The sequence below is a fragment of the Solirubrobacter deserti genome (assembly GCF_027587175.1).
Lineage (GTDB): Bacteria > Actinomycetota > Thermoleophilia > Solirubrobacterales > Solirubrobacteraceae > Solirubrobacter > Solirubrobacter deserti.
On sequence record NZ_JAPCID010000037.1, the window covers coordinates 55,526 to 77,127 of the forward strand.

Below are 21,602 nucleotides of genomic sequence, written 5' to 3' on the forward strand. Positions count from 1 at the left end.
CGCCCCACGATGAGCGGGGGGCGGGCGTGAGCGATCGCTTTCAGCGTTTCCGCATTCCGGCGCTGCCGACGGTGCTGTTCGCGGACGCGTCCGAGGACTACCGCTCGATGGCGCGGGACGCGCTGCTCGAGGGCCGCAGCGTCACGGACATGCGCACGGTCGGCGACGGCAATGCGCTGCTCGCCTACCTCCAGCGCGCAGGAGCCACCGAAGGGGCGGTGACCCCGGTCCCGAGCCTGATCGTGATCGACGCCGCGCTGCCGGGCACGCCGCCCGGCAAGGAGGCGGTCGCGGCGATCAAGGCGGACCCGCGCACCAAGCGCATCCCGCTGGTCGTGCTCGGCGACACCGACGACCCGGAGATCGTCGGCGCCTGGTACGACGCGGGCGCCAACACCTACATCGTCAAGCCCGTCACATTCCTCGCGCTCGTGCGTCTGATGAAGGTGTTCACCGCGTACTGGTTGGACACGGCGGAGCTGCCGCCGGGCGGCGAGTAGATGCGCGTCCTGGCCGTCGCGGCCGACGACGCGCACCACGCCCCGATCTGCGCCCTGCTCAAGCACGCGCAGATCGACCACGTCCACACCGCCGACGAGGCGCACACCGCCGTCGCCGCGAACGCCTACGACGTGATCCTCGTCGACCGCGAGATCGCGCCGCCGGGAGCGGACGGGCTCACGCTCGCGACCGAGCTGGTCGGCACGCCGGCGCCAGTCATCGTCCTCAGCCACCACATCGACAAGCCGGCCGACGCGCGCGCCGCCGAAGCCGGGATCGCGGATTTCCTGCACATCGCGGGCCTGAGCACGGACCGGCTCGAGCACTCGGTCCGCTACGCGCTCACCCACCAGCGCGCGCTGGACAGGCTGAAGGCGTCCGAGGAGCGCAGCGCGCTCGCGCACGAGGGCTCCGGCGACGGTCTCTGGGACTGGGACGTGACGGCCGACCGCGTCCACTACTCCCCGCGCTGGAAGGCGCTGCTCGGCTACCGCGACTGCGAGATCGGCGAGCAGCGGGGCGAGTGGCTCGGCCGCGTGCATCCCGACGACCGCGCGCCGCTCACGCAGGCGCTAGACGCGTTCGTCAGCGGCGCCGCCGAGCGGTTCGAGTTCGAGCACCGCGTCCAGCACCGCGACTCCACCTACCGCTGGATGCTCTCGCGCGCGACCGCCGTCCGCGACAGCGCCCGCAAGGCCACGCGGGTCGTCGGCACGATCACGGACACGACCGACCGGCGCGAGTCCGAGCGTCGCCTCCAGCACGACGCGCTCCACGACGCGCTCACCGGCCTGCCCAACCGCGTGCTGTTCCTGGACCGCCTGGACCAGTCGATCCGCCGCGCGCAGCGCCGTCACCCCGCGACCTGCGCCGCCGTCCTCTTCCTGGACCTGGACCGCTTCAAGGTCATCAACGACAGCCTCGGCCACGCCTCCGGCGACCAGCTGCTGCAGAAGGTCGCACGCCGGCTGGAGGCGGCGCTGCGGCCCAACGACACCGTCGCCCGCCTGTCGGGCGACGAGTTCACGCTCCTGCTCGACGACGTCTCGGACCCGCGCGAGGCCACCGTGATCGCGGAACGGGTGCTGCAGAGCCTGAAGGCGCCGTTCGTGATCGACAACCGGGAGCTGTTCATCGACTCCTCGATCGGGATCGCGCTCGCCACCGCGAAGTCCTCGCCCGAGCAGGTGATGCGTGACGCCGACGTCGCCATGTACCGCGCCAAGGCCGACGGCAAGGGCCGCCACGCCGTGTTCGACGCGGCCATGCACCAGCAGGTGATGCGCCGCCTCGATCTGGAGGGCGATCTGCGGCGGGCGGTCGAGACCAACGCGCTGGAGGTCGTCTACCAGCCGATCACCCAGGCCGCGACCGGCCGCGTCGTCGGCTTCGAGGCCTCCTGCCGCTGGCCGACCGGCGAGCCCGCGGAGGTGCTGGCGATGGCGGACGAGACCGGGCTCTCGATCCCGCTCGGCCGCCAGGTGCTCGAGACCGCGTGCGCCCAGCTCGCGCAGTGGCGGCTGCTGCCGCGCGGCGCGGGCCTGACGATCGGCGTCAACGTCTCCGCCCGCCAGCTGTCCGAGCCCGGCTTCATCGCCATGCTCGACGAGATCCTGCGCACCACGCACCTGGACCCGCGCGCGCTCAGGCTCGAGGTGAGCGAGCACGACCTCTCCCGCGGCCGCGCCGACGACGCCACTCGCCGCGTGCTCGACCAGGCGCTGGAGCAGCTCTCAGTGCGCACGCACATCGACGACTTCGGCACCGGCGCGTCGCCGCTGCGGCTCCTGCACCGCTTCCCGGGCGACGCGATCAAGGTCTCGCGCGCCCTCGTGGCCGGCATCGGGATGGACGCCGGCGCGTTCGAGATCGTGCGGGCCGTCGTGGGCCTCGCGCACAACCTCGGGCTCGAGGTGATCGCGGACGGCGTCGAGAAGCGCGAGCAGCTCGACTACCTGAAGGTGCTGGGCTGCGAGTTCGCCCAGGGCTTCCACATCTCCGCACCGCTCAGCGCCGGCGAGGCGCGAGCGATGCTGGAGAGTGGTGTGCTCGCCTAGCGACGCTTGCTACCGGCGCTGCTCCTCGCGGGGGCTCTCCGCGGCGACGTTGTCGCGGTCGAAGCGCGCGGGGCGGTTGTTCTGGTCCTCGATCGCCTGGTCCCGGCGACCCTGGTCGTAGTCGTCGCGGTTGCCGTCACGGCCGGTGATGGCCTCGCGGCGGTCGTCGACGCCGTTGCCGTCGCGGTCGTGCGACCCCGACATCGCGGACGTGCCCGCGAACTTGTCGCGCTCGTGGTCGTCGATCAGCTCGTCGTCGGCCATGCCCTTCTCGTGCAGGCCGGCGCGCTCCTGGTGGAGCTCGGCCTGGGCGCGCTGGGCTTCGGCTTCCTTCTGGGCGATGCGCGCGCGCTGCTCGGCCTGACTGGCCTCTCGTTCGCGCTGATCGGCCTCAGAACGATGCTCGTTCGCCACGCGCTCACGCCGCTGCTGGAGCTCGCGCTCGCGCTTCTGGATCTGCGCCTTGCGCCGCATGCGGGGGAGCAGGAACGCCACGATGGCGATGACGATTAGTGCCGCGACGACGATCGCGATAATGGCACCGGTGGTCATCGGGGACCTCCTTCCATCTCTTGAACGGGGTTGATGTCAGGGTTCCCGTCCATGCCCGACCACGAAACCGCGCCCACGTTCGATCTCCAGTCGCATTCGACGTATTCGGACGGTGCGCTCCCGCCTGCGGAGGTCGTCGACGCCGCGCGGGACGCGGGCGTGCGCGTGCTCGCGCTCACCGATCACGACACGGTCGACGGCGTCGAGGAGGCCCTGTCAGCGGCAGCTGACGTTCGCGTCATCCCGGCGGTCGAGCTGTCCTCCGTGCACGGCGAGCACGAGGACCTGCACATCCTCGGCTACGGCCTCGACCACACCGACGCGACCCTGCTCGCGACGCTCGCGGACTTCCGGCAGGACCGCATCCGCCGCATCCACGCGATGGCCGAGAAGCTGCGCGCGCTCGGCTTCACCATCGATCCCAAGCGGCTCGAGCACGACTCCCCCGGCCGTCCGCACCTGGCCAAGGCGCTGCTGGAGGACAACGACCTGAACCTCACCAAGGACGAGGTGTTCGCGCAGTACCTCGTGCCGGGCACGCCGACCTACGTCGGCCGCTCGCGGCCGACGGTCGAGCAGGCGATCGAGGTCATCCACGCCGCCGGCGGGCTCGCCGTGTGGGCGCACCCGTACTGGGACGTGGAGCACGCGGAAGCCACGCTGCGTGCGTTCGCCGCGGCCGGGATGGACGGCGTCGAGGCCTTCTACGCCACCCACACCGAGGAGCAGACCCGCCGGCTGCACGTGCTCGCGCGCGAGCTGGGCCTGATCACGACCGGGTCAGCTGACTTTCACGGGCCGGCGCACGAGCACTTCAATCGCTTTCGCGCCTTCAGCCTGCACGGCCTGGAACCCGACCTCGGCCGCCTCGGCCTGGATTGACGCCACCATCGACGCGCACGAGCCGCAGCCCGTGCCGGCCTTCCGGGCGCGCCCGGCCTGGATCTCGGACCGGGTGACGTTGTGGCAGGCGCACACGATCGGGTCGACCACCTCGCCGGCGAGCGCGGGCGGGTCGCCGAGCACGATCTGGCCGACGCGCTCGGCGCCGCGGAAGACCTCGCGCCGGTAGTAGCCCGCGCGGGTGTCGAGCGCGATCACCTCGTCGTCGGCGTCGAGGTCGCCGCTGCAGAAGAGGTCGATGCCGGCCACCTTGAGCTTGGTGGACACCGGCCCGGGCACGTAGGCCGCCGGTTTGCCGGCGATGTCGGCGCCGGCGGCCCGCGCCATCGCGAGCGCGGGCGCGACCAGGCCGACGGTCACGCCGCGGTGCTCGGCGCACTCGCCGACGGCCCAGACGCCCGGGACGCTGGTGCGCAGCGAGTCGTCGACGAGCACGCCGCGGCCGACCTGGAGCCCGATGCGCTTCGCCAGGTCGACCTCGGGCGTGACGCCCGCGGCGACGATCACGAAGTCGGCGTCGATGATCTCACCGGTCGAGAGCTCGACCCGATCGGCATGGATCGCGGTCGTGGTGCGGTCGCAGAGGACGTCGATGCCCTGCCCGCGCAGCGCGCGCTCGAGCATGCGGCCCGCGGTGCGGTCGAGCTGGCGTTCCATCAGGCGGTCCGCGAGGTGCACGACGGCCACGGCGATTCCGCGGTTGGCGACCGCGCGCGCGGCCTCGAGCCCGAGCAGGCCGCCGCCGATCACCACGGCGCGGCGGGCGCCGTTCGCGCGGCCGCGGATGGTGCGGACGTCGTAGCGCGTGCGGAACGGCGTCGCCCGCTCGATGCCGTCGATCGGCGGCAGGAAGGCGCGCGAGCCCGTCGCGAGCACGAGCGAGTCGTAGGCGAGCTGCGAGCCGTCGGCGAGCGTGGCGACCTTCAGCGACGTGTCGACGTCGAGGACCGCGGCGCAGAACGCGACCTCGCGGTCCAGGTACCAGCGCTTGGGATGCAGCGGGAGGTCGGTGGCGGGCTTGAGGCCGGCGAGGTGGTCGCTGAGCGCGACGCGGTCGTAGGGCTCGCCGCGCTCGTCGGACGCGAGCGTGATGCGCGCGTCGCCGTGCTCGAGGATCGCCTCGGCGGTCGCGACGCCCGAGTGGCCGGCGCCGACGATCAGCACGTGCTGCGCGCGCTTGCGCTTGCGGGCGGTGACGGGCTCGACGCGGATCGCGGTCGCCTTCAGGCCGGGCTGGCGGGACACGGGGTCGGTGCTCGAGTGCGTGAGGTCGTTGACGCCGCCGTGGCCCGCGGGCGCGTGCAGCGCGCCCCAGTGGAAGGGCGCGAACGCCGTGCCGGGACGCAGGGTCTCGTCGAGGCGGACCTTCAGCGTCACGGCGCCGCGGCGCGAGGTCACGCGCGCGAGCTGGCCGTCCTTGAGCCACGCGCGCTTGGCGTCCTCCGGGTGCAGCTCGAGGAACGGCTCCGGCTCGGCGGCGACCAGGTCGGGCGCCTTCGCCGTGCGGGTCATCGTGTGCCACTGGCTCGCGATCCGGCCCGTGGTGAGCACGAGCGGGAAGTCGGCGTCCGGCGGGTCGGCGGGATGGCCGGGCTGCGCGGCGGCGAGCTTCGGCTTGCCGGTGTCGCTCGGGAAGCGACCGTCGGTGTACAGGCGCGCGGTGCCCGGGTCCTGCGCGCTCCGACAGGGCCACTGGATGGAGCCGGACTGGAGGCGGGCGTGCGAGACGCCCGACTGGTCGCACGGGCGGCCCTTGGTCAGCGCCGCGAACTCGTCGTAGACCTCGGCCGCGTCGTTCCACCCGAAGCCGTCGAAGCCCATCCGCTGCGCGAGCGCCGCGAAGATCCGCCAGTCGGCGCGCGCCTGGCCCGGCGGGTCGATCGCGGCGCGCATGAGCTGGATGCGACGCTCGGAGTTCACGCTCGTGCCCGCCTTCTCCGGCCATTGCGCGGACGGCAGCAGCACGTGCGCGAGTGCTCCCGTCTCGGTCGGGTGGTAGGCGTCCTGGACGATCACGAGCTCGGCGTTCCGCAGCGCGTTGCGTACGCGCTCGGCGTCCGGCATGGAGACCGCCGGGTTGGTCGCGACGACCCAGACGACCTTCACGCGCCCGTCCTCCAGCGCCTCGAACAGGTCGGTCGCGGGCAGCCCCGGCTTGGGATCGATGGAGCCGGTGGGCAGCCCCCAGTGCGCCTCGACCTCCGCGCGGTGGTCCTCCCGCACGACCTTGCGGTAGCCCGGCAGCAGGTGCGCGAGCCCGCCCGTCTCGCGCCCGCCCATCGCGTTCGGCTGGCCCGTGAGCGAGAACGGGCCCGCGCCCGGGCGGCCGATCTGGCCCGTCACGACGCACAGGTTCAGCAGCGCGCGGTTGATCGCGACGCCCTCGACGGACTGGTTGGCGCCCATCGACCACATCGCCAACGAGGCCTCCGAGTCGGCGAACGCGCGGGCGGCGCGCTCGATCGCGACCGCCGGAACGCCGCACACGTCGGCGGCGCGCGCCGCGTCCCACTCACCCGCGAGCTCGTGGGGAGCGACCATGGCGTTCAGCAGCGCGAGGTCGGTGCCCGGCCGGATCTGCAGGTGCAGGTCGGCGACGGCGGCGCTGTCGGTGCGGCGCGGGTCGACGACGATCAGCGTCGCCCCGGCCTCCTGCGCGGCGCGGATGCGGCCCCACAGGATCGGGTGGCAGGCGCTCGTGTTGGACCCCAGCAGGAGGATCGTGCTCGCCAGCTCGATGTCGTCGTAGGCCGGCGGTGGACCGTCGGCGCCGAACGTCGCGTCGTAGGCGGCGACGGCGCTCGACATGCACAGGCGCGAGTTGGAATCGACGTTGTTGGTCCCCAGGTGGCCCTTGGCGAGCTTGCTGACCGCGTAGTAGTCCTCGGTCAGCAGCTGGCCGGAGATGTAGAACGCGATCTCCTCCGGCCGGTACCGCTGCAGGCGCACGGCGACGTGCCCGAGCGCCTCGTCCCACGACGCGTCGCGGAAGCGCTCGTCCTGCGACGCGCGCAGCAGCGGCGTCAGCGCCCGGTCGCCGGAGCGGGAGGCCTCCGGCAGCGCGAGCGGCTTGCGGCAGGTACGGCCGCGGTTGACCGGGTGCTCCTCATCGCCGCGGACAGCGGTCAGCCGGCCGTCGCGAACCTCCGCGACGAGCCCGCAGCCGACGCCGCAGTATGGGCACCCGGTCTTGATCACACCGGCGCCTCGGCGGTCGCGCCCCAGCCGCGGCGCCAGGCGACGCGCACGACGTTGACGCCGATGAAGGCGACGAAGACGACGGCGGCCGCGAGCGAGAGGCCCGCGCCGTAGCCGCCGAACGAGTCGTGCAGCGAACCGAGCGCGATCGGGAGCATGAAGCCGCCCAGGCCGCCGGCCGCGCCGACCAGGCCCGTGACGACGCCGATGCGCGCGTGGAAGCGCAGGCCGACGAGCTGGAACGTCGCGCCGTTGCCGAGGCCGAGGAAGGCCATGACGATCGGGAAGCCGATGCCCGCCCACAGCAGCGACGGCATCGTCGAGAGCGCGAGCAGCAGCGGCGCGGCGACGCCGTAGACGACGGTGAGCACGCGCGTGCCGCCCAGGCGGTCGGCGAGGTGGCCGCCGAAGGGCCGCACGAACGAGCCGGCGGCGCCGCCGATCGCGGCCAGCGAGGCGGCGTCGACCTTGCTCAGCCCGTACTCGTCGTGGAAGAAGATCGGCAGGAAGCTCGAGAGGCCGACGAAGCCGCCGAACGTGACGGCGTACAGCGCGCACAGCTTCCAGGTGTCGCTCTCGCCCAGCATCTCCGCGAACGCTCCGAGCGTGAGGCGGCGCGCCGGCGCGGGCGGTTCCTTCGCCAGCAGGCGGAAGCCGATCAGCACGAGGCCGACGGGGATCAGCGCGAGGCCCATCACGCCGTGCCAGCCGACCTGCTCGGCCAGGCGCGGCGCGAGCAGCGCGCACGCGACCGTGCCGGAGTTGCCGGCGCCCGCGATGCCCATCGCGAGGCCCTGGTACTGCGGCGGGTACCAGCGCGAGGCCAGCGGCAGCGAGATCGCGAACGACGCGCCCGCGACGCCCAGCAGCACGCCGACGCCGAGCAGCTCGTTCATCGAGTTCGCGCCGAGCCAGCCCCACAGCAGCGGGAGCACGACGATCGACATCGAGAGCGTGCCGATCCGGCGCGGGCCGAAGCGGTCGGCGAGCACGCCGAAGGTGACGCGGCAGACGGCCGCCGACAGCAGCGGGGTGGCGACCAGCACGCCCTTCTCGGCGGCGGTCAGCCCGAGGTCCTCGGCGATGTACGCGCCGAGCGCGCCCAGGATCACCCAGATCATGAACGAGACGTCGAAATGGAGGAGGGCGGCGACCAGCGAAGGCGTGTGGCCCGCGCGCCTGAATTCACGCATGCGCATGACCCGGGAGATCGGCCGATCGGCTGACATCTTCAGCCGCTGGGTAGTACGAGCGGCGCAGCCGCTTGAAGCCAGGAGGACGCTCGTGTCGATCAAGGACCCCAAGGCGATCACGGAGGCCGGAACGGCCACCGGCGTCAAGAAAGCCAAGCTCGCGCCCAACAAGGCGCTGGTCGCCGGCTTCCTGGCCGGGGCCTACATCGGCTTCGGCGGACTACTGGCCATCACGGTCTCCTCGGGGCTGGATCCCGAGCGCTGGGGCACGCTGCCGACGCTCTTCACGGGCGCCGTCTTCACGGTCGGCCTGATGCTCGTCGTCGTCGCCGGCTCCGAGCTGCTGACCGGCAACATGGCGCTCGTCCCGCTGGCGCTGTTCCGCGGCAAGATCAAGCTCAAGGACCTGATCGGCAACTTCACCTGGGTGCTGCTCGGCAACCTGATCGGCGCGTTGTTCGTGGCCTACTTCCTCGGCGTGCAGTCCGGGGTGCTGACGGCGGAGCTGCCGTTCGCCAGGCTCAGCGGGATCGCCCACGCCAAGGGCATCGAGGAAACCGAGTGGCAGATCTTCCTGCGCGCGCTGGGCTGCAACTGGCTCGTCTGCCTCGCCGTGTGGATGGCGCTCGCCGCCGACGACGTCGCGGGCAAGATCCTCGCCATCTTCTTCCCGATCATGGCCTTCGTGGCAATGGGCTTCGACCACGTCATCGCGAACATGTTCTTCCTGCCGGCTGCGATGTTCGCGGGCGTCGCGGACCTCACGTGGTGGGACGTGATGCACAACTGGATCTTCGCCTTCCTCGGCAACCTCGTCGGCGCGGCGGTGTTCGTCGCGGGCTCCTACTACTACCTCTACGGGCGCGACGAAGGGGAGGCCAAGCCGGGCGACACGCCGACCAACGGCCGTTTCGGGCGCGCCGAGGCGCGGGAGCGGGTAGCCCCGTAGCCATGCCGGAGGATCCGCTCGCGCCGTTGGTCGCGGACTACGCCCGCTACCGGGCGGACGAGCGGATCCGCCTCGCCGACTACGAGACCGCGGACACCGACGACCTCACGCGCGATGAGGCGCGCTCCGAGCTCGCATCGCTCGTGGAGCGGATCGCGGACCTGCAGGCGCGGTTGTACGCGGAGGAGTCGCGGGCAGTGCTCGTGGTGCTGCAGGGCATCGACGCGGCGGGCAAGGACTCCACGGTCAAGCACGTGTTCAGCGGCACCAACCCGCAGGGCGTGCGCGTGTACACGTTCAAGGAGCCGACGCCCGAGGAGGCCGCGCACGACTTCCTGTGGCGCTACCACCAAGACGCGCCCGCGCTGGGCATGATCCACGTCTTCAACCGCTCGCACTACGAGGACGTGCTGGTCGTGCGGGTCAAGGAGCTCGTCGAGGAGGAGCGCTGGCGCTCGCGCTACGACTCGATCAACGACTTCGAGCGGGTGCTCGCGCGCGAGCGCTGCGTGGTCGTGAAGTTCTTCCTGCACATCTCCAAGGACGCGCAGCTCGAGCGCTTCCGCGAGCGGCTCGAGCGCGAGGACAAGCACTACAAGTTCTCGGCCAACGACGTGCGCGAGCGGCGCAACTGGGACGCCTACCAGCAGGCGTATGAGGACGCCGTCAACGCGACTTCCACGCCGTGGGCACCGTGGTACATCGTGCCGTCGGATCACAAGTGGTACCGGAACCTGGGGGTCGCGCGGATCGTATGCGCGACGCTGGAGGCGATGGGCCCGCGCTGGCCGCAGCCCGACGAGGACCTGGAGGCCTACGCGCTCGATGCGCTTGAGGAGAACGTCTCTTCCAAGCGGTAGGCGAGTGCCTCGCAGGCGAGCTCCTCCGAGACGTTGAGGATCAGGCGGGCGCGCGTGTCCTCCACGAGCTCCTGCGCCTGCCTGAGGTTCGGCTTGCCGGCGTCCTGCTGCAGCGTGCCGAGCCGATCGGAGTGGAACACCAGCTCCGGCGCGCCCGCCTCCAGCACGGCGAGGTCGCGGTACCAGAGGCCGGCGAGCTGCAACGCGTGGTCGAGCGCCTGCGTGGCCGCCCGCCGGTCCGCCCGGCGCGCGCGCTCGGTGAACTCGGTCTCCTTGCGCTTGTGCTCCTTCTTGGGCAGGAACTGGAGCTCCTCGGCGAGCTGGCGCTCGACCTGCTGCTTGGCGTCCGCCCCGGCCTGCTTGGCGCGGTCGAGGAGCGCGCGCCAGGGGCGCTCCGCGACGGCGTTGTTGAGCGGCGCGCGGGCGAAGCTCTCGGCCGCGGCGCGCAGCTTCATGCCGTCACCGGTGGCGAGCCGGACGGCCTTCTCGCCGTCCCCGAGGCTCAGCCGCGCCGCGGCCTGGGCCGTGTCCGGCGCGAATCCCTGGTGCTCGAGCCGCTCGGCGAGCTGCGCGGTCGTCGGCGGGTCGAACCGCACCGTCTGGCAGCGCGACGCGATCGTCGGCAGCACCTGCGTCGGCCGGTCGGTGAGCAGGATCAGGACGACGTAGGACGGGGGCTCCTCCAGCGTCTTGAGCAACGCGTTGGCGGCCTCGTCGTTCATCACGTCCACGCGCTCGAGCACGAAGATCCGGTGCCGCGCCTCGAACGGCGTGTGCGCCGCGGCGCCGACGACCGCGTCCGCGACGTCCTTGCGCAGCATCTCGTGCGCGCCGCTCGGGATCACCCACGTGAGGTCGGGATGGCTGCCGTGCTCGGCGCGCACCTTGACGTTCTCGGGGTCACGCGCGTCGCGCGCGAGCAGCTCGCCCGCGAACGCGCGGGCGATCTCGCGCTTGCCGCTGCCGGCTGGGCCGTGGAACAGGTACGCGTGCGCGGGCGCGTCGCGGAGCGCCGCGCCCAGGACGGCCTGGGCGTGGGGGTGATGGTCCAGCGCGAGCACGCCGGTGATCGTAGCCGCGCCCTCCGCGGGAAACTCGCGCCGGGCGCGAGCTTCCCGCACGCTGCGGATCAGGCGAGCACGGCCTGGCCGTCGACGCCGTCGCGGCCGACGCTCGTGCCCGGCAGCGCATGTTCGTCTGAGCGACACTACGCCCGCCGGGGTGTGCGAGGCAAGGGTGCCGCCCGACCCACCCGTCACACTGGCTCGCGTGCTCATCACGGTCGAAGGCCTCGACGGCGCGGGCAAGACGACGCTCATCTCGGGGCTGACCGAGACGCTCGACGCCGTCGTGCTGCGCGAGCCGGGCGGCGTCGAGCTGTCCGAGCGGATCCGCGAGCTCGTCAAGGACCCGGCGTTCGACGTGGATCCGCGCGCGGAGGCGCTCCTGTACGCGGCCGCGCGCGCGCAGCTGGTCGCCGAGAAGCTGCGCCCGTTGCTGGAGGGCGGCGCGACCGTGATCCTGGACCGCTTCGTGGACTCCAGCCTCGCCTACCAGGGCGGTGGCCGCGAGCTCGGGGTGGCCGAGATCCGCGCGCTCAACGCGTTCGGAACGGGCGACCTGCAGCCGGACAGGACGCTGCTGCTGCGCGTCGATCCGGCGGTCGGGTTGGGGCGGATCGCCGGCCGGGAGGCGGATCGCCTCGAGCTCGCGGGGGGAGAGTTCTTCGCGCGCGTGGCTAAGACCTACGACGAGCTGGCCGCGGCCGACCCCGCGCGGTTCGTCGTCCTCGATGCCTCCGAACCGCCCGATACCGTCCTCCAAGCCGCCCTCGCCGCCCTGACATGAACGAAGCTCTCTCGCTCCTCGCCGACGTCTTCGACGATCCGATCAACAACGCCTGGGCGCTCGAAGAGCTCCGCGGCCAGTGGCGCGACCTCGAACCCGAGGAGCGCGAAGCGCTGACGCCGCTGGCCAAGCTCGCCGCCCAGCGCGTCGCGGCCGCCAAGGAAGCGCCGCCGTCCGAGCCGGCGGCCCCGGCCGGGCCCGAGCCCGAGCTGGCCGCCCCGGCCGACGAGGCCTCGCTGCGCGCCGCCCTGCGGTTCGGGGTCTCCACGGACTGACCATGCACGAGGCGCTGGGCCTGCTCGCCGACGTCTTCGAGGCTCCCGCCGCGAACGCGGCGATGCTCGACGACCTGCGCGCCCGTTGGCGCGACCTCACACCGGAGGAACGCGAAGCGCTGACGCCGCTGGCGCAGCTCGCCGCCCGGCGCGTGGCCGCCGCGCGCGAAGGCGAGGCCGCGCCGCACGCCGCCCCCGGCGACTCGCCGCCCGCCCCCACGTCGTCCCCGCGTCCCGGCGCGCCACGCGGCCCCCTCTCGGACTCGTCCCCCGAGGCGTTGCTCGAGCTCGTCGGCCTCTCCACCTTCCGGCCCGGTCAGCGGGAGGCGGTGCAGGCGGCGCTCGACGGGCGCGATGCGCTGGTGGTCATGCCGACCGGTGGCGGCAAGAGCCTCTGCTACCAGCTGCCCGCGCTCGCGACCACGGACCTGACGGTCGTCGTCTCGCCGCTGATCGCCCTCATGCGCGACCAGTGCGCGCGGCTCACCGACCTCGGGCACCCCGCCGTGATGCTCGCGTCCGGCGAGGACAACCAGGCCGCGCTGCACGCGATCCGGGACGGCCACGCGCAGGTCGCCTTCGCCGCGCCGGAGCGGTTCGCCAGCCCGGCGTTCCGCCAAGCGCTCACCGCGCGCCGGCTCGCGCTGTTCGTCGTCGACGAGGCGCACTGCGTGTCCGAGTGGGGCCACGACTTCCGCCCGGACTACCTGCGCCTGGCCGCGATCATCGCCGAGCTCGGCCACCCGCCGACGATGGCGTGCACGGCGACCGCGACGCCGAAGGTCGCCGAGGAGATCGTCGCGCGGCTCGGGCTAAGGGAGCCCGAGCGCGTGCGCTCCGGCTTCGACCGCCCGAACCTGTCCTTCGACGTCCTCCCGTTCGACGGCGAGGGCTCGGTGGCGCGCAAGCGCGCGACGCTCCTCGCCGGCGTGCAGATGCCCGAGAACCGCCCGGCGGTCGTCTACTGCGGCACGCGCAAGTCCACGGAGGAGATCGCCGCGCTGCTCAACGCGCCCGCCTACCACGCGGGCATGGCCGCGGAGGCGCGCACCCGCGTGCAGGACGCGTTCATGCGCGGCGAGACCGACGTCGTCGTCGCCACCAACGCGTTCGGCATGGGCGTCGACAAGGCCGACGTGCGCTCGGTCTGGCACTGGGCGCTCCCCAGCAGCCTCGAGGCCTACTACCAGGAGGCGGGCCGAGCCGGGCGCGACGGCGCGCCCGCGCGGGCGGTGCTGCTCGCCTCCCGCTCGGACCTCGGCCGCCTCGTGCGCTTCATCCAGGAGGCGGAGGTCACGGTCGAGCAGGTCGTTGGCTTCATCAACAGCGTGCGCGGCGAGACGGAGGTCGACCCCACGCCGGACCGCGACCGCATCCTGCTCGCCGTCGCCGAACGCGCCGGCGCGCTCACGCTCAGCCCGGGCCAGGGCGGCCGCGTCCACATCACCGTCAGCGAACGCGGGATCGACCGCGGCCGGATCGCCCAGCTGTGCCGCGCCGCCAAGGACCGCCGCTGGCAGGCCTACCGTACGATCGAGCACTACAGCGCCACCGGCGACCGCTGCCGCCGCCGCCAGCTCCTGGACCACTTCGGCGACGACTCGCCCGCCGCGCCGACCGGCCGCTGCTGCGACGTCCACGACCCGCCGGACTGGCTGCCGCCGATCACCACGGCCAAGGCCAAGAAGAAGCTCGTGACCGAGGACGACGGCCCGCCCGTCGACGACCGCGAGCTGCAGACCCTCAAGGAGTGGCGCCGCGAACGCGCGGACGGCAAGCCCGCCTACACGGTCGCGACCGACGCGACCCTGCGCGAGGTCATCCGCCAGCAGCCGCGCACCAGCGACGACCTGCTGCAGATCAAGGGCATCGGCCAGTCCTTCGTGGACAAGCACGCCGACTCACTGCTGGAGCTGTTGGCTCAGTAGCCGTCCGGGTGGGCGGCGTGCCACGCCCACGCGTCCCGGATCATGTCCTCGAGCGTCTTCTCCGGCGCCCACCCGAGCCCCACGCGCGCCCGCGCGTTGGACGCGACCAGCCGCGGCGGATCGCCCGCCCGCCGCTCCTGCTCGATCGCCACGATCTCGCGCCCGGTCACCGCGCGCGCCGTCTCGATCACCTCGCGCACGGAGTACCCGCGCTCGGAACCGAGGTTGTAGATGTCGTGGCGCCCTTCCACCGCCTTGTCGACGGCCAGCGCGTGCGCCACGGCGAGGTCGTCGACGTGGATGTAGTCGCGCACGGCGGTGCCGTCCGGCGTCGGGTAGTCGGTGCCGAAGATCCCGACGCTCTCGCGCTTGCCCGCGGCGGCCTGCAGCACGAGCGGGATCAGGTGCGTCTCGGGCTCGTGGTCCTCGCCCAGCTCGCCGCTCGCCCCGGCCACGTTGAAGTAGCGCAGCGACACCGCGGCCAGCCCGTGCGCGCGCGCCTCGTCCGTGAGCATCCGGTCGATCGCGAGCTTGGAGTTCCCGTAGGTGTTCACGGGCATGTTCGGCGTGTCCTCGGTGATGAGCTCGACGTCGGGCTCGCCGTAGGTGGCCGCGGTCGAGGAGAAGACGATCCGCTTGACCTCGGCCGCGCGCATCGCGTCCAGCAGGTTCAGCGCGCCCACCACGTTGCCGCGCCAGTACTTCTCCGGCACCTGCTGGGACTCGCCGACCAGCGACAGCGCCGCGAAGTGCAGCACGCCGTCGAACCCGCGCGCGACCGCCTCGCTGGTCGCCTCGGCGTCCAGCAGGTCCACTTCGACGAAGTCCGCGCCCGCGGGCACCGCGGCGCGGTGGCCCTTGTAGAGCGAGTCCAGCACGGTCACGTCGTCGCCGCGCGCGACGAGGTGCTGGGCGACGATCGACCCGATGTAGCCGGCTCCGCCGGTGACGAGGAGGCGCATTGCTGTCGAGACTAGCTACGCGGCGGCCACGACCTCCAGCTCTATCAGCCACCGCTCAGACAACGTGGCGACCACGAGCGCCGTCGTCGGCACGAGCCGCCCGCCCAGCGCCGCGACGCGCGCCGCGGCGTTCTCCTGCGCGTACGCCGCGTCCCGCAGGTAGCTCGTGACCCGCACGATGTGGTCGACGGTCATCCCGTGGCCCGCGAGGATCTCCCGCACGTTGCCCCACACGAGCTGCAGTTGCTCGGCGAGCGTCGCGCCGGGCTCGCCGTGCTCGTCGAGGCCCATCGTCCCGGACACGAAGAGCCAGCGCTGTGGCGCGGGGACTTCGAGGGCGTGGACATAGTCGCTGGTAGGTGCGTACATGCGTCCAGCGTTGCGATCGGCGAGTCAGATGTGCAACGATCGATGCATAGCTGCACTTCTCGACGACAAAGATTGCGCGATCCTCGCGCTCCTGCAGGAACAAGGCGACCTCCCGAACCTCGAGCTCGCCCGCCGCGTGAACCTGTCGCCCGCGGCCACCTCGCGGCGTGTCACGCGCCTGCGCGCCGAGGGCGTGATCGAGGCCGTCCGCGCCGTCGTGACACCGGACGCCGTCGGCCTCCCGCTGCAGGCGTTCGTGCTCGTCACGCTCGCCGACCACAGCGCCGAAGCCGACGCACGCTTCGCCCGCGCCGTCGCCGACCTGCCCGGCGTCCTGCGCGCGGACGCCATCACCGGCGACCAGGACGCACTCGTGCACGTCGCCGCCGCGACGCCGCAGGACCTGCACCGGCTGGTGCTCGCCCTCAAGCGCGCCGGCGCGGCACGAGCCCTTACCATGCTGCGCCTGCAAGCGATCAAGCCGCCTTCGCCGGTCCCCGTCGCATGAGACTCGCCGCCCTCGCCATCGCCGGCTGCCCGATCTTCCCGGCCTCCAGCCCGTGGAACCAGCGTGTCGACGACGCGCCCGTCCACCCGCGCTCGGACGCGATGGTGCGCGCGATCGGCCTCGACGACCCGGTGCACCCGGACTTCGGTTCCGGTGGCATCGGCATCCCGTTCCAGGTCGTCGGCGAGCGCCAGCGTCGCTCGAAGGTCAGCTTCCAGTACGCCAGCGAGTCCGACCGCGGCCCCTACCCGATCCCGCGCCGCCCGAGGATCGAGCGCGGCAGCGACCGTCACCTGCTGCTGGTGCAACGCGGGAGCTGCCGCTTGTTCGAGCTGTTCGCGGCCGAGCGGCGAGAAGGTGCGTGGCACGCGGGAAGCGGCGCGATCTTCAACCTGCGCTCGAACAGGCTGCGCCCCGAGGGTTGGACGAGCGCCGACGCCGCCGGCCTGCCGATCCTGCCCGGCCTCGCCCGCTACGACGAGGTCGCGCGCGGCGAGATCCGCCACGCGCTGCGCTTCACCGTCCAGCGCACCCGCCGCGCGTTCGTGTTCCCTGCGCGCCACTACGCGTCGTCGCTCACCGACCCGGACCTGCCGGCGATGGGCCAGCGCCTGCGCCTGAAGGCGAGCGTCGACGTGAGCGGGATGCCGCGCCAGGCGCGCGTGGTCGCGACCGCGCTCCAGCGCTACGGGATGCTGCTCGCCGACAACGGCTCGGACTGGTTCATCAGCGGCGCGCCCGACCCGCGCTGGGACAACGACGCCCTGCGCGCGCTCAAGCGCCTGAAGGGCAGCGACTTCGAGGTCGTCAGCGAAGCTGCTCGATGACCTTGGCGATCCGCCGCGCGCGGGTCTCGGGTCGCTTGGCGTCGTGCAGCCCGAACAGGATCGAGTAGCGGTCCTGGCTCTTGAGCGCGGCGAACGCGTCCGCGACGCCCGCGGCGTCCAGCGCGGCCGTCAGATCCTCCGGGACCTCGATCCGCGAGGCCGGCGCGTAGGCGGCGTCCCAGCGCCCGTCGGCCTTGGCGGCGTCGATCTCGGCCTGCCCCGGCGGCCGCATCCGCCCCGCGGCGATCAGCTCGCCGCAGCGCGCCACGTTGATCTGCGACCACTTCGAGCGGGCCCGCCGCGGCGTGAACTTCTGCAGGTAGTGCGTGTCGTCGAGCCCTTTGCGCTGCCCGTCGATCCAGCCGAAGCACAGAGCAACTTCGATCGCTTCCACGAAGTCGACCGTTGGTAGCCCTGTGTGCTTCTTCGGGAACCGCAGCCAGACGCCGTCCACGACCGCGTGGTTGGCCTCCAGCCAGCTCTCCCACGCCGCGCGGGACTCGAAGCCGCGTTCCTCCATGCGCGCCGGATCGTACACTCGGACGGCGATGCCCCTGCGCCTGATCCCGGCGCTGGTGGCCGCGCTGGCGCTCCTGCCCGCCGCCGCCTCCGCCCAGGAGCCGACCGCGACGCCCGGCCCGCCCAACAACGCGTCGGGCGCCGTCAAGCTCATCTACGAGGACTACCGCCGCGACGGCAAGATCGACGTCTGCGAGCACGACCGCGCCGATCTGCAGGACGCCGTGGACACGATCGAGCCCGACTTCGACACGGACTACCCCGACTTCCGCGAGGCGGTCGAGGCCGGCATCACGCGTCACGACAACGGGCGCTGCGACGGGTCCCAGCAGGAGGAGCCGACGGCTACGGCCACAGCGACGGCCTCGCCCTCCGCGACGCCGGACGACGGCCTGCTGCCCGAGCCCGAGCAGGACAGCGGCGGCACCGACGAGGGCGCGCTCCCGCCGACCGACGACGGCACGCTCCCGCCTGAGGACGGGACGCTGCCGCCCGAGGACGGCGCCGTGACGCCCGCGCCGACGCCCGTGCCCTCGGCGATCCCGCCCGTCGCGCAGGCCGCTCCGGCCACGCCGACGCCGATCCCGACACCCGCCACCGTCTCGACCAAGGCGGACTCCGGAAGGCTCCTGATTCCGGCCGTTCTGGTTGCACTCGCAATTGTTGGCGCGCTTGCGCTCGCTTTCTTCGGCCGCGACTCGGCGGCCATGCGCGAGGCCACCTTCCGAACCCGCGCAACGTGGGCGGATTTCACCGACTGGCTGCGCCTCGGGCGATAAGCGGTTTAAGCCCGAAAGAGCGGGCATTCTACGGCTGCCCGCACCCCCTCCCACGGTACAATTTCTCTGCAAACGCAGGATTTTCGCGCTCACTCTCGTAGGCGCCGCGCGGTCTGGATTCCGTCCGGACCAAGGTGCATAGTCCACCGCCCGCAAGAGTTGAAGTCCCTGCCCGAGGGAGATGGCAAGCACCATGGAAAAGACGTCGCCGCAAACCACGCTCACGCAGACCACACGCGCCCCTGAGGCGCTGAGCGTGCGGCGGCTGTTCACGCGGCCGGGCGTGCATCCGTACGACGCGGTGGAGTGGGAGCTGCGCACCGCCGCCGTCGGCTCGTTCCGCCAGGACGACGTCGAGTTCCCGAAGGCCTGGTCGCAGAACTCCACGAACATCGTCGCCCAGAAGTACTTCCGCGGTCAGCTGACGTCACCGACGCGTGAGCGCTCGGTCAAGCAGATGATCTCCCGCGTCGCGGGGACGATCGCCGACTGGGGCCGTGAGCGCGGCTACTTCGCCTCCGAGGAGGACGGCGACACCTTCGAGGCCGAGCTGACGCACATCCTCCTGCACCAGATCGCGGCGTTCAACTCGCCCGTCTGGTTCAACGTGGGCTTCGAGGAGTCCCCGCAGTGCTCGGCCTGCTTCATCCTCTCGGTCGAGGACACGATGGACTCGATCCTCGACTGGAACACGCGCGAGGGCCGGATCTTCCGCGGTGGTTCGGGCTCGGGCATCAACCTCTCGAACATCCGAGGCTCCAACGAGCCGCTGTCCAAGGGCGGCACCGCGTCCGGCCCCGTGTCGTTCATGCGCGGCGCGGACTCGTGGGCGGGCACGATCAAGTCCGGCGGCAAGACGCGCCGCGCGGCCAAGATGGTCGTGCTGGACGTCGACCACCCGGACATCCGCGAGTTCATCTGGTGCAAGGCCAAGGAAGAGGACAAGGCCGCCGCGCTGCGGGATGCCGGGTTCGACATGTCGATCGACGGCGACGGCTTCCACTCGATCCAGTACCAGAACGCCAACAACTCGGTCCGTGTCACGGACGAGTTCATGCAGGCCGTCGAGGACGACGCGGACTGGCACCTGATCGCGCGCACCACGGGTGAGCCGATCGGCGAGCCGATCAAGGCGCGTGAGCTGATGCGCGAGATCGCCGAGGCCGCGTGGCGCTGCGCCGATCCGGGAGTCCAGTACGACACGACGATCAACCAGTGGCACACGTCGCCGAACTCGGGGCGCATCAACGCGTCCAACCCGTGCTCCGAGTACATGCACGTCGACGACTCGGCGTGCAACCTGGCCTCGCTGAACCTGATGAAGTTCCGCCGGCCGGACGGCACGTTCGACACCGAGGCCTTCCAGCACGCCGTGGACATCGTGTTCCTGGCGCAGGAGATCGTCGTCTCGCCGTCGAGCTACCCGACCGAGGAGATCGGCAAGAACGCGCGCGCGTTCCGCCAGCTCGGCCTCGGCTACGCGAACCTGGGCGCGTTCCTGATGGCCAACGGCTTCGCCTACGACTCCGACGAGGGTCGCGGCGCCGCCGCCGCCATCACCGCGCTGATGACGGGCCGCGCCTACGCGCAGTCGGCCAAGATCGCCGCCGCGATGGGCCCGTACGACCGCTACGCGGAGAACCGCGAGGCGCACAACAACGTCATGCGCATGCACCGCGACGCGTCGTACGCGGTGCCGGACTCCGCCGTGGGCGACACGCAGCTGCTGGCCGCCGCACGCGAGACGTGGAACGAGGCCGTCGCGCTCGGCGAGCTCTACGGCTACCGCAACGCGCAGGCCACGGTGCTCGCGCCCACGGGCACGATCTCGTTCCTGATGGACTGCGACACGACGGGCATCGAGCCGGACTTCTCGCTCGTCAAGTACAAGGAGCTCGTCGGCGGCGGGACGATGATCATCGCCAACCGCACGGTGCCGATGGCGCTGCGCACGCTGGGCTACGGCGAGGCCGCGATCGAGCAGATCGAGGCCTACGTCGCCGAGCACGGCACGATCATCGGCGCGCCGGGGCTCGCGGCCGAGCACCTGGACATCTTCGACGTCGCCGTCGGCCAGCGTCCGATCTCGCCCGCCGGCCACGTGAAGATGATGGGCGCAGTCCAGCCGTTCCTGTCGGGCGCGATCTCCAAGACGGTCAACATGCCGCAGGACTCCTCGGTGGAGGACATCGCGGAGGCCTACATCCAGGCCTGGAAGCTCGGCGTCAAGGCGCTGGCCATCTACCGCGACGGCTCCAAGACCGCCCAGGCGCTGCGCACCGACGCCCAGGACACCAAGGAGCTCCCGGCCAAGGCCGAGGCGGCCATCGAGGCGGGCGAGGAGATCTTCACGCAGTCCGAGGTCGACGAGCTGGTGGCGGTCGCGGTCAAGAAGGCCGTGGACAAGGCACTCGCGCGCGAGGACGAGCCGCTGCGCAAGCGCATGCCGCGTGAGCGCAAGTCGCTCACCCACAAGTTCTCGCTCGGCGGCCACGAGGGCTACATCACGGCCGGCATGTACGAGGACGGCTCGGTCGGCGAGATCTTCCTGACGGACATCGGCAAGGAGGGCTCGACCCTCCGCGGCATGATGAACTCGTTCGCGACGGCGATCTCGATCTCGCTCCAGTACGGCGTGCCGCTGGAGACGCTGGTCCGCAAGTTCGCCTACATGCGCTTCGAGCCGGAGGGGATCACCACCAACCCGGAGATCCCGTTCGCCAAGTCGATGCCGGACTACATCATGCGCTGGCTGGCGTCGCGCTTCCTGGACGCCGACACGCAGGAGGAGCTCGGCATCCTCACGCAGGAGGTCCGCGCGAAGGCGACCGCCCAGAACGCGGCGCCGTCGAGCGACACCGCCGGCCCGGCCAACGGCAACGGCCACAGCCACGCGGCCCCGGCCCCGGCCCCGGCGCCGGCCCTGCCCGCCGCGCCCGTGCAGCCCGCGGCGGCCGCGCTGACGGACACGCCGCCGGTCGTCCCGGTGCGCATGATCGGCCTGGACCTCGGCCCGGCCTGCAACAACTGCGGCGGCATGATGCAGCGCACCGGCTCGTGCTACACGTGCTCGAGCTGCGGCAACAACACCGGCTGCGGCTGAGTCTCACCCACACCTCATGAGTCGAAGGGCCGCCTCCGCGCGGCCCTTCGTCGTTCAGGGGGCGCGGCAGGGGTTCCCGGGTGGTTGCCGCGCCGCGCGCACGAGACGGTCGATGCTCCCGACCAAAGGCTCGCGATGCCTCGCCTCACCCCGCACCTTCCCACTCGCCGCACGACCCGCCACGCCGGCCCTCTCGCCGGCTCCACGCTGCCGGCGCGCCCGCCCGCCGCCGCCCGCACGGCCGGCCACGCCGGCCCGCTCGACGCCGCCA

Annotated in this window: 19 protein-coding genes; 12 read left to right on the top strand and 7 right to left on the bottom strand. The window is 72.2% G+C overall.

Annotated elements, in window-relative coordinates; translation table 11 throughout:
* Positions 1–26 precede the first annotated feature (26 nt).
* Positions 27–500 carry a response regulator gene (locus tag OJ962_RS22670; RefSeq protein ID WP_202955080.1) on the top strand — a complete coding sequence of 158 codons (474 nt, stop codon included), beginning with the start codon at positions 27–29 and terminating at the stop codon, positions 498–500.
* A complete protein-coding gene (locus OJ962_RS22675) occupies positions 501–2,558 on the top strand; it encodes a putative bifunctional diguanylate cyclase/phosphodiesterase (RefSeq protein WP_202955079.1) in 2,058 nt (685 codons plus the stop codon).
* Between the two features lie 9 nt (positions 2,559–2,567).
* Here OJ962_RS22675 and OJ962_RS22680 read toward each other — a convergent pair whose 3' ends face one another.
* A complete protein-coding gene (locus tag OJ962_RS22680) occupies positions 2,568–3,110 on the bottom strand; it encodes an EGFR-like transmembrane domain-containing protein (protein WP_202955078.1) in 543 nt (180 codons plus the stop codon).
* A 51-nt stretch (positions 3,111–3,161) separates the two neighbouring features.
* On the opposite strand from OJ962_RS22680, the gene OJ962_RS22685 reads away from it, so the two are divergent.
* Positions 3,162–3,992: a PHP domain-containing protein gene (locus OJ962_RS22685; RefSeq protein WP_202955077.1), complete on the top strand. Its 831-nt coding sequence runs from the start codon at positions 3,162–3,164 to the stop codon at positions 3,990–3,992.
* On the opposite strand, the gene OJ962_RS22690 is transcribed toward OJ962_RS22685, so the two are convergent.
* Together OJ962_RS22690 and OJ962_RS22695 are read right to left on the bottom strand one after the other, a co-directional pair.
* A complete protein-coding gene (locus OJ962_RS22690) occupies positions 3,891–7,211 on the bottom strand; it encodes a nitrate reductase (RefSeq protein ID WP_202955076.1) in 3,321 nt (1,106 codons plus the stop codon). The genes OJ962_RS22685 and OJ962_RS22690 overlap by 102 nt on opposite strands.
* Positions 7,208–8,410: an MFS transporter gene (locus OJ962_RS22695; RefSeq protein WP_407697533.1), complete on the bottom strand. Its 1,203-nt coding sequence runs from the start codon at positions 8,408–8,410 to the stop codon at positions 7,208–7,210. The genes OJ962_RS22690 and OJ962_RS22695 overlap by 4 nt, the downstream gene beginning before the upstream one ends.
* Before the next feature lie 85 nt (positions 8,411–8,495).
* Between OJ962_RS22695 and OJ962_RS22700 the strand changes: the two genes are divergently transcribed.
* A complete protein-coding gene (locus OJ962_RS22700) occupies positions 8,496–9,353 on the top strand; it encodes a formate/nitrite transporter family protein (protein ID WP_270006618.1) in 858 nt (285 codons plus the stop codon).
* A 2-nt stretch (positions 9,354–9,355) separates the two neighbouring features.
* Positions 9,356–10,213: a PPK2 family polyphosphate kinase gene (locus OJ962_RS22705; RefSeq protein WP_202955073.1), complete on the top strand. Its 858-nt coding sequence runs from the start codon at positions 9,356–9,358 to the stop codon at positions 10,211–10,213.
* Here the strand turns inward: OJ962_RS22705 and OJ962_RS22710 are convergent.
* Positions 10,168–11,274: a DNA polymerase III subunit gene (locus OJ962_RS22710; RefSeq protein WP_270006619.1), complete on the bottom strand. Its 1,107-nt coding sequence runs from the start codon at positions 11,272–11,274 to the stop codon at positions 10,168–10,170. The genes OJ962_RS22705 and OJ962_RS22710 overlap by 46 nt on opposite strands.
* Before the next feature lie 208 nt (positions 11,275–11,482).
* Here OJ962_RS22710 and tmk point away from each other — a divergent pair, with 208 nt between their 5' ends.
* From tmk to OJ962_RS22725, 3 genes are read left to right on the top strand one after another with little or no spacing between them, the layout of a single operon-like run.
* Positions 11,483–12,061 carry a dTMP kinase gene (tmk, locus tag OJ962_RS22715; RefSeq protein ID WP_202955071.1) on the top strand — a complete coding sequence of 193 codons (579 nt, stop codon included), beginning with the start codon at positions 11,483–11,485 and terminating at the stop codon, positions 12,059–12,061.
* Positions 12,058–12,336, top strand: coding sequence for a hypothetical protein (locus tag OJ962_RS22720; RefSeq protein ID WP_202955070.1), 279 nt, complete (start codon positions 12,058–12,060; stop codon positions 12,334–12,336). The genes tmk and OJ962_RS22720 overlap by 4 nt, the downstream gene beginning before the upstream one ends.
* Positions 12,337–12,338: 2 nt before the next feature.
* Positions 12,339–14,264 carry a RecQ family ATP-dependent DNA helicase gene (locus OJ962_RS22725; RefSeq protein WP_202955069.1) on the top strand — a complete coding sequence of 642 codons (1,926 nt, stop codon included), beginning with the start codon at positions 12,339–12,341 and terminating at the stop codon, positions 14,262–14,264.
* On the opposite strand, the gene galE is transcribed toward OJ962_RS22725, so the two are convergent.
* Together galE and OJ962_RS22735 are read right to left on the bottom strand one after the other, a co-directional pair.
* Positions 14,258–15,226: a UDP-glucose 4-epimerase GalE gene (galE, locus tag OJ962_RS22730; protein ID WP_202955068.1), complete on the bottom strand. Its 969-nt coding sequence runs from the start codon at positions 15,224–15,226 to the stop codon at positions 14,258–14,260. The genes OJ962_RS22725 and galE overlap by 7 nt on opposite strands.
* Before the next feature lie 15 nt (positions 15,227–15,241).
* The gene (locus OJ962_RS22735) at positions 15,242–15,595 is read right to left on the bottom strand and encodes a RidA family protein (protein ID WP_202955067.1); all 354 of its coding nucleotides are present in this window, start codon (positions 15,593–15,595) and stop codon (positions 15,242–15,244) included.
* A 28-nt stretch (positions 15,596–15,623) separates the two neighbouring features.
* Between OJ962_RS22735 and OJ962_RS22740 the strand changes: the two genes are divergently transcribed.
* Together OJ962_RS22740 and OJ962_RS22745 are read left to right on the top strand one after the other, a co-directional pair.
* Complete coding sequence (locus tag OJ962_RS22740) at positions 15,624–16,103, top strand: Lrp/AsnC family transcriptional regulator (RefSeq protein ID WP_202955066.1); 480 nt, start codon at positions 15,624–15,626, stop codon at positions 16,101–16,103.
* On the top strand, positions 16,100–16,930 hold the full coding sequence (locus tag OJ962_RS22745) for a hypothetical protein (protein WP_202955065.1): 831 nt from the start codon (positions 16,100–16,102) through the stop codon (positions 16,928–16,930). Before OJ962_RS22740 ends, OJ962_RS22745 begins: the two co-directional genes overlap by 4 nt.
* Here the strand turns inward: OJ962_RS22745 and OJ962_RS22750 are convergent.
* Positions 16,911–17,450, bottom strand: coding sequence for a YdeI/OmpD-associated family protein (locus OJ962_RS22750; protein WP_202955064.1), 540 nt, complete (start codon positions 17,448–17,450; stop codon positions 16,911–16,913). The two genes, OJ962_RS22745 and OJ962_RS22750, sit on opposite strands and share 20 nt — an antisense overlap.
* Positions 17,451–17,478: 28 nt before the next feature.
* On the opposite strand from OJ962_RS22750, the gene OJ962_RS22755 reads away from it, so the two are divergent.
* Together OJ962_RS22755 and OJ962_RS22760 are read left to right on the top strand one after the other, a co-directional pair.
* The gene (locus OJ962_RS22755) at positions 17,479–18,228 is read left to right on the top strand and encodes a hypothetical protein (RefSeq protein WP_202955063.1); all 750 of its coding nucleotides are present in this window, start codon (positions 17,479–17,481) and stop codon (positions 18,226–18,228) included.
* 193 nt (positions 18,229–18,421) lie between these two features.
* Positions 18,422–21,331, top strand: a complete 2,910-nt coding sequence (locus OJ962_RS22760) for a vitamin B12-dependent ribonucleotide reductase (RefSeq protein WP_202955062.1) — start codon at positions 18,422–18,424, stop codon at positions 21,329–21,331.
* The last annotated feature ends 271 nt before the right edge of the window (positions 21,332–21,602 follow it).

Coding starts and splice junctions, on each gene's coding strand:
- galE (WP_202955068.1), bottom strand. CDS start 15,226: ATGCGCCTCCTCGTCACCGGCGGAGCCGGCTACATCGGGTCGATCGTC.
- OJ962_RS22680 (WP_202955078.1), bottom strand. CDS start 3,110: ATGACCACCGGTGCCATTATCGCGATCGTCGTCGCGGCACTAATCGTC.
- OJ962_RS22675 (WP_202955079.1), top strand. CDS start 501: ATGCGCGTCCTGGCCGTCGCGGCCGACGACGCGCACCACGCCCCGATC.
- OJ962_RS22705 (WP_202955073.1), top strand. CDS start 9,356: ATGCCGGAGGATCCGCTCGCGCCGTTGGTCGCGGACTACGCCCGCTAC.
- OJ962_RS22750 (WP_202955064.1), bottom strand. CDS start 17,450: ATGGAGGAACGCGGCTTCGAGTCCCGCGCGGCGTGGGAGAGCTGGCTG.
- OJ962_RS22725 (WP_202955069.1), top strand. CDS start 12,339: ATGCACGAGGCGCTGGGCCTGCTCGCCGACGTCTTCGAGGCTCCCGCC.
- OJ962_RS22685 (WP_202955077.1), top strand. CDS start 3,162: ATGCCCGACCACGAAACCGCGCCCACGTTCGATCTCCAGTCGCATTCG.
- OJ962_RS22760 (WP_202955062.1), top strand. CDS start 18,422: ATGGAAAAGACGTCGCCGCAAACCACGCTCACGCAGACCACACGCGCC.
- OJ962_RS22755 (WP_202955063.1), top strand. CDS start 17,479: ATGCCCCTGCGCCTGATCCCGGCGCTGGTGGCCGCGCTGGCGCTCCTG.
- OJ962_RS22695 (WP_407697533.1), bottom strand. CDS start 8,410: ATGCGCATGCGTGAATTCAGGCGCGCGGGCCACACGCCTTCGCTGGTC.
- OJ962_RS22745 (WP_202955065.1), top strand. CDS start 16,100: ATGAGACTCGCCGCCCTCGCCATCGCCGGCTGCCCGATCTTCCCGGCC.
- OJ962_RS22720 (WP_202955070.1), top strand. CDS start 12,058: ATGAACGAAGCTCTCTCGCTCCTCGCCGACGTCTTCGACGATCCGATC.
- OJ962_RS22735 (WP_202955067.1), bottom strand. CDS start 15,595: ATGTACGCACCTACCAGCGACTATGTCCACGCCCTCGAAGTCCCCGCG.
- OJ962_RS22740 (WP_202955066.1), top strand. CDS start 15,624: ATGTGCAACGATCGATGCATAGCTGCACTTCTCGACGACAAAGATTGC.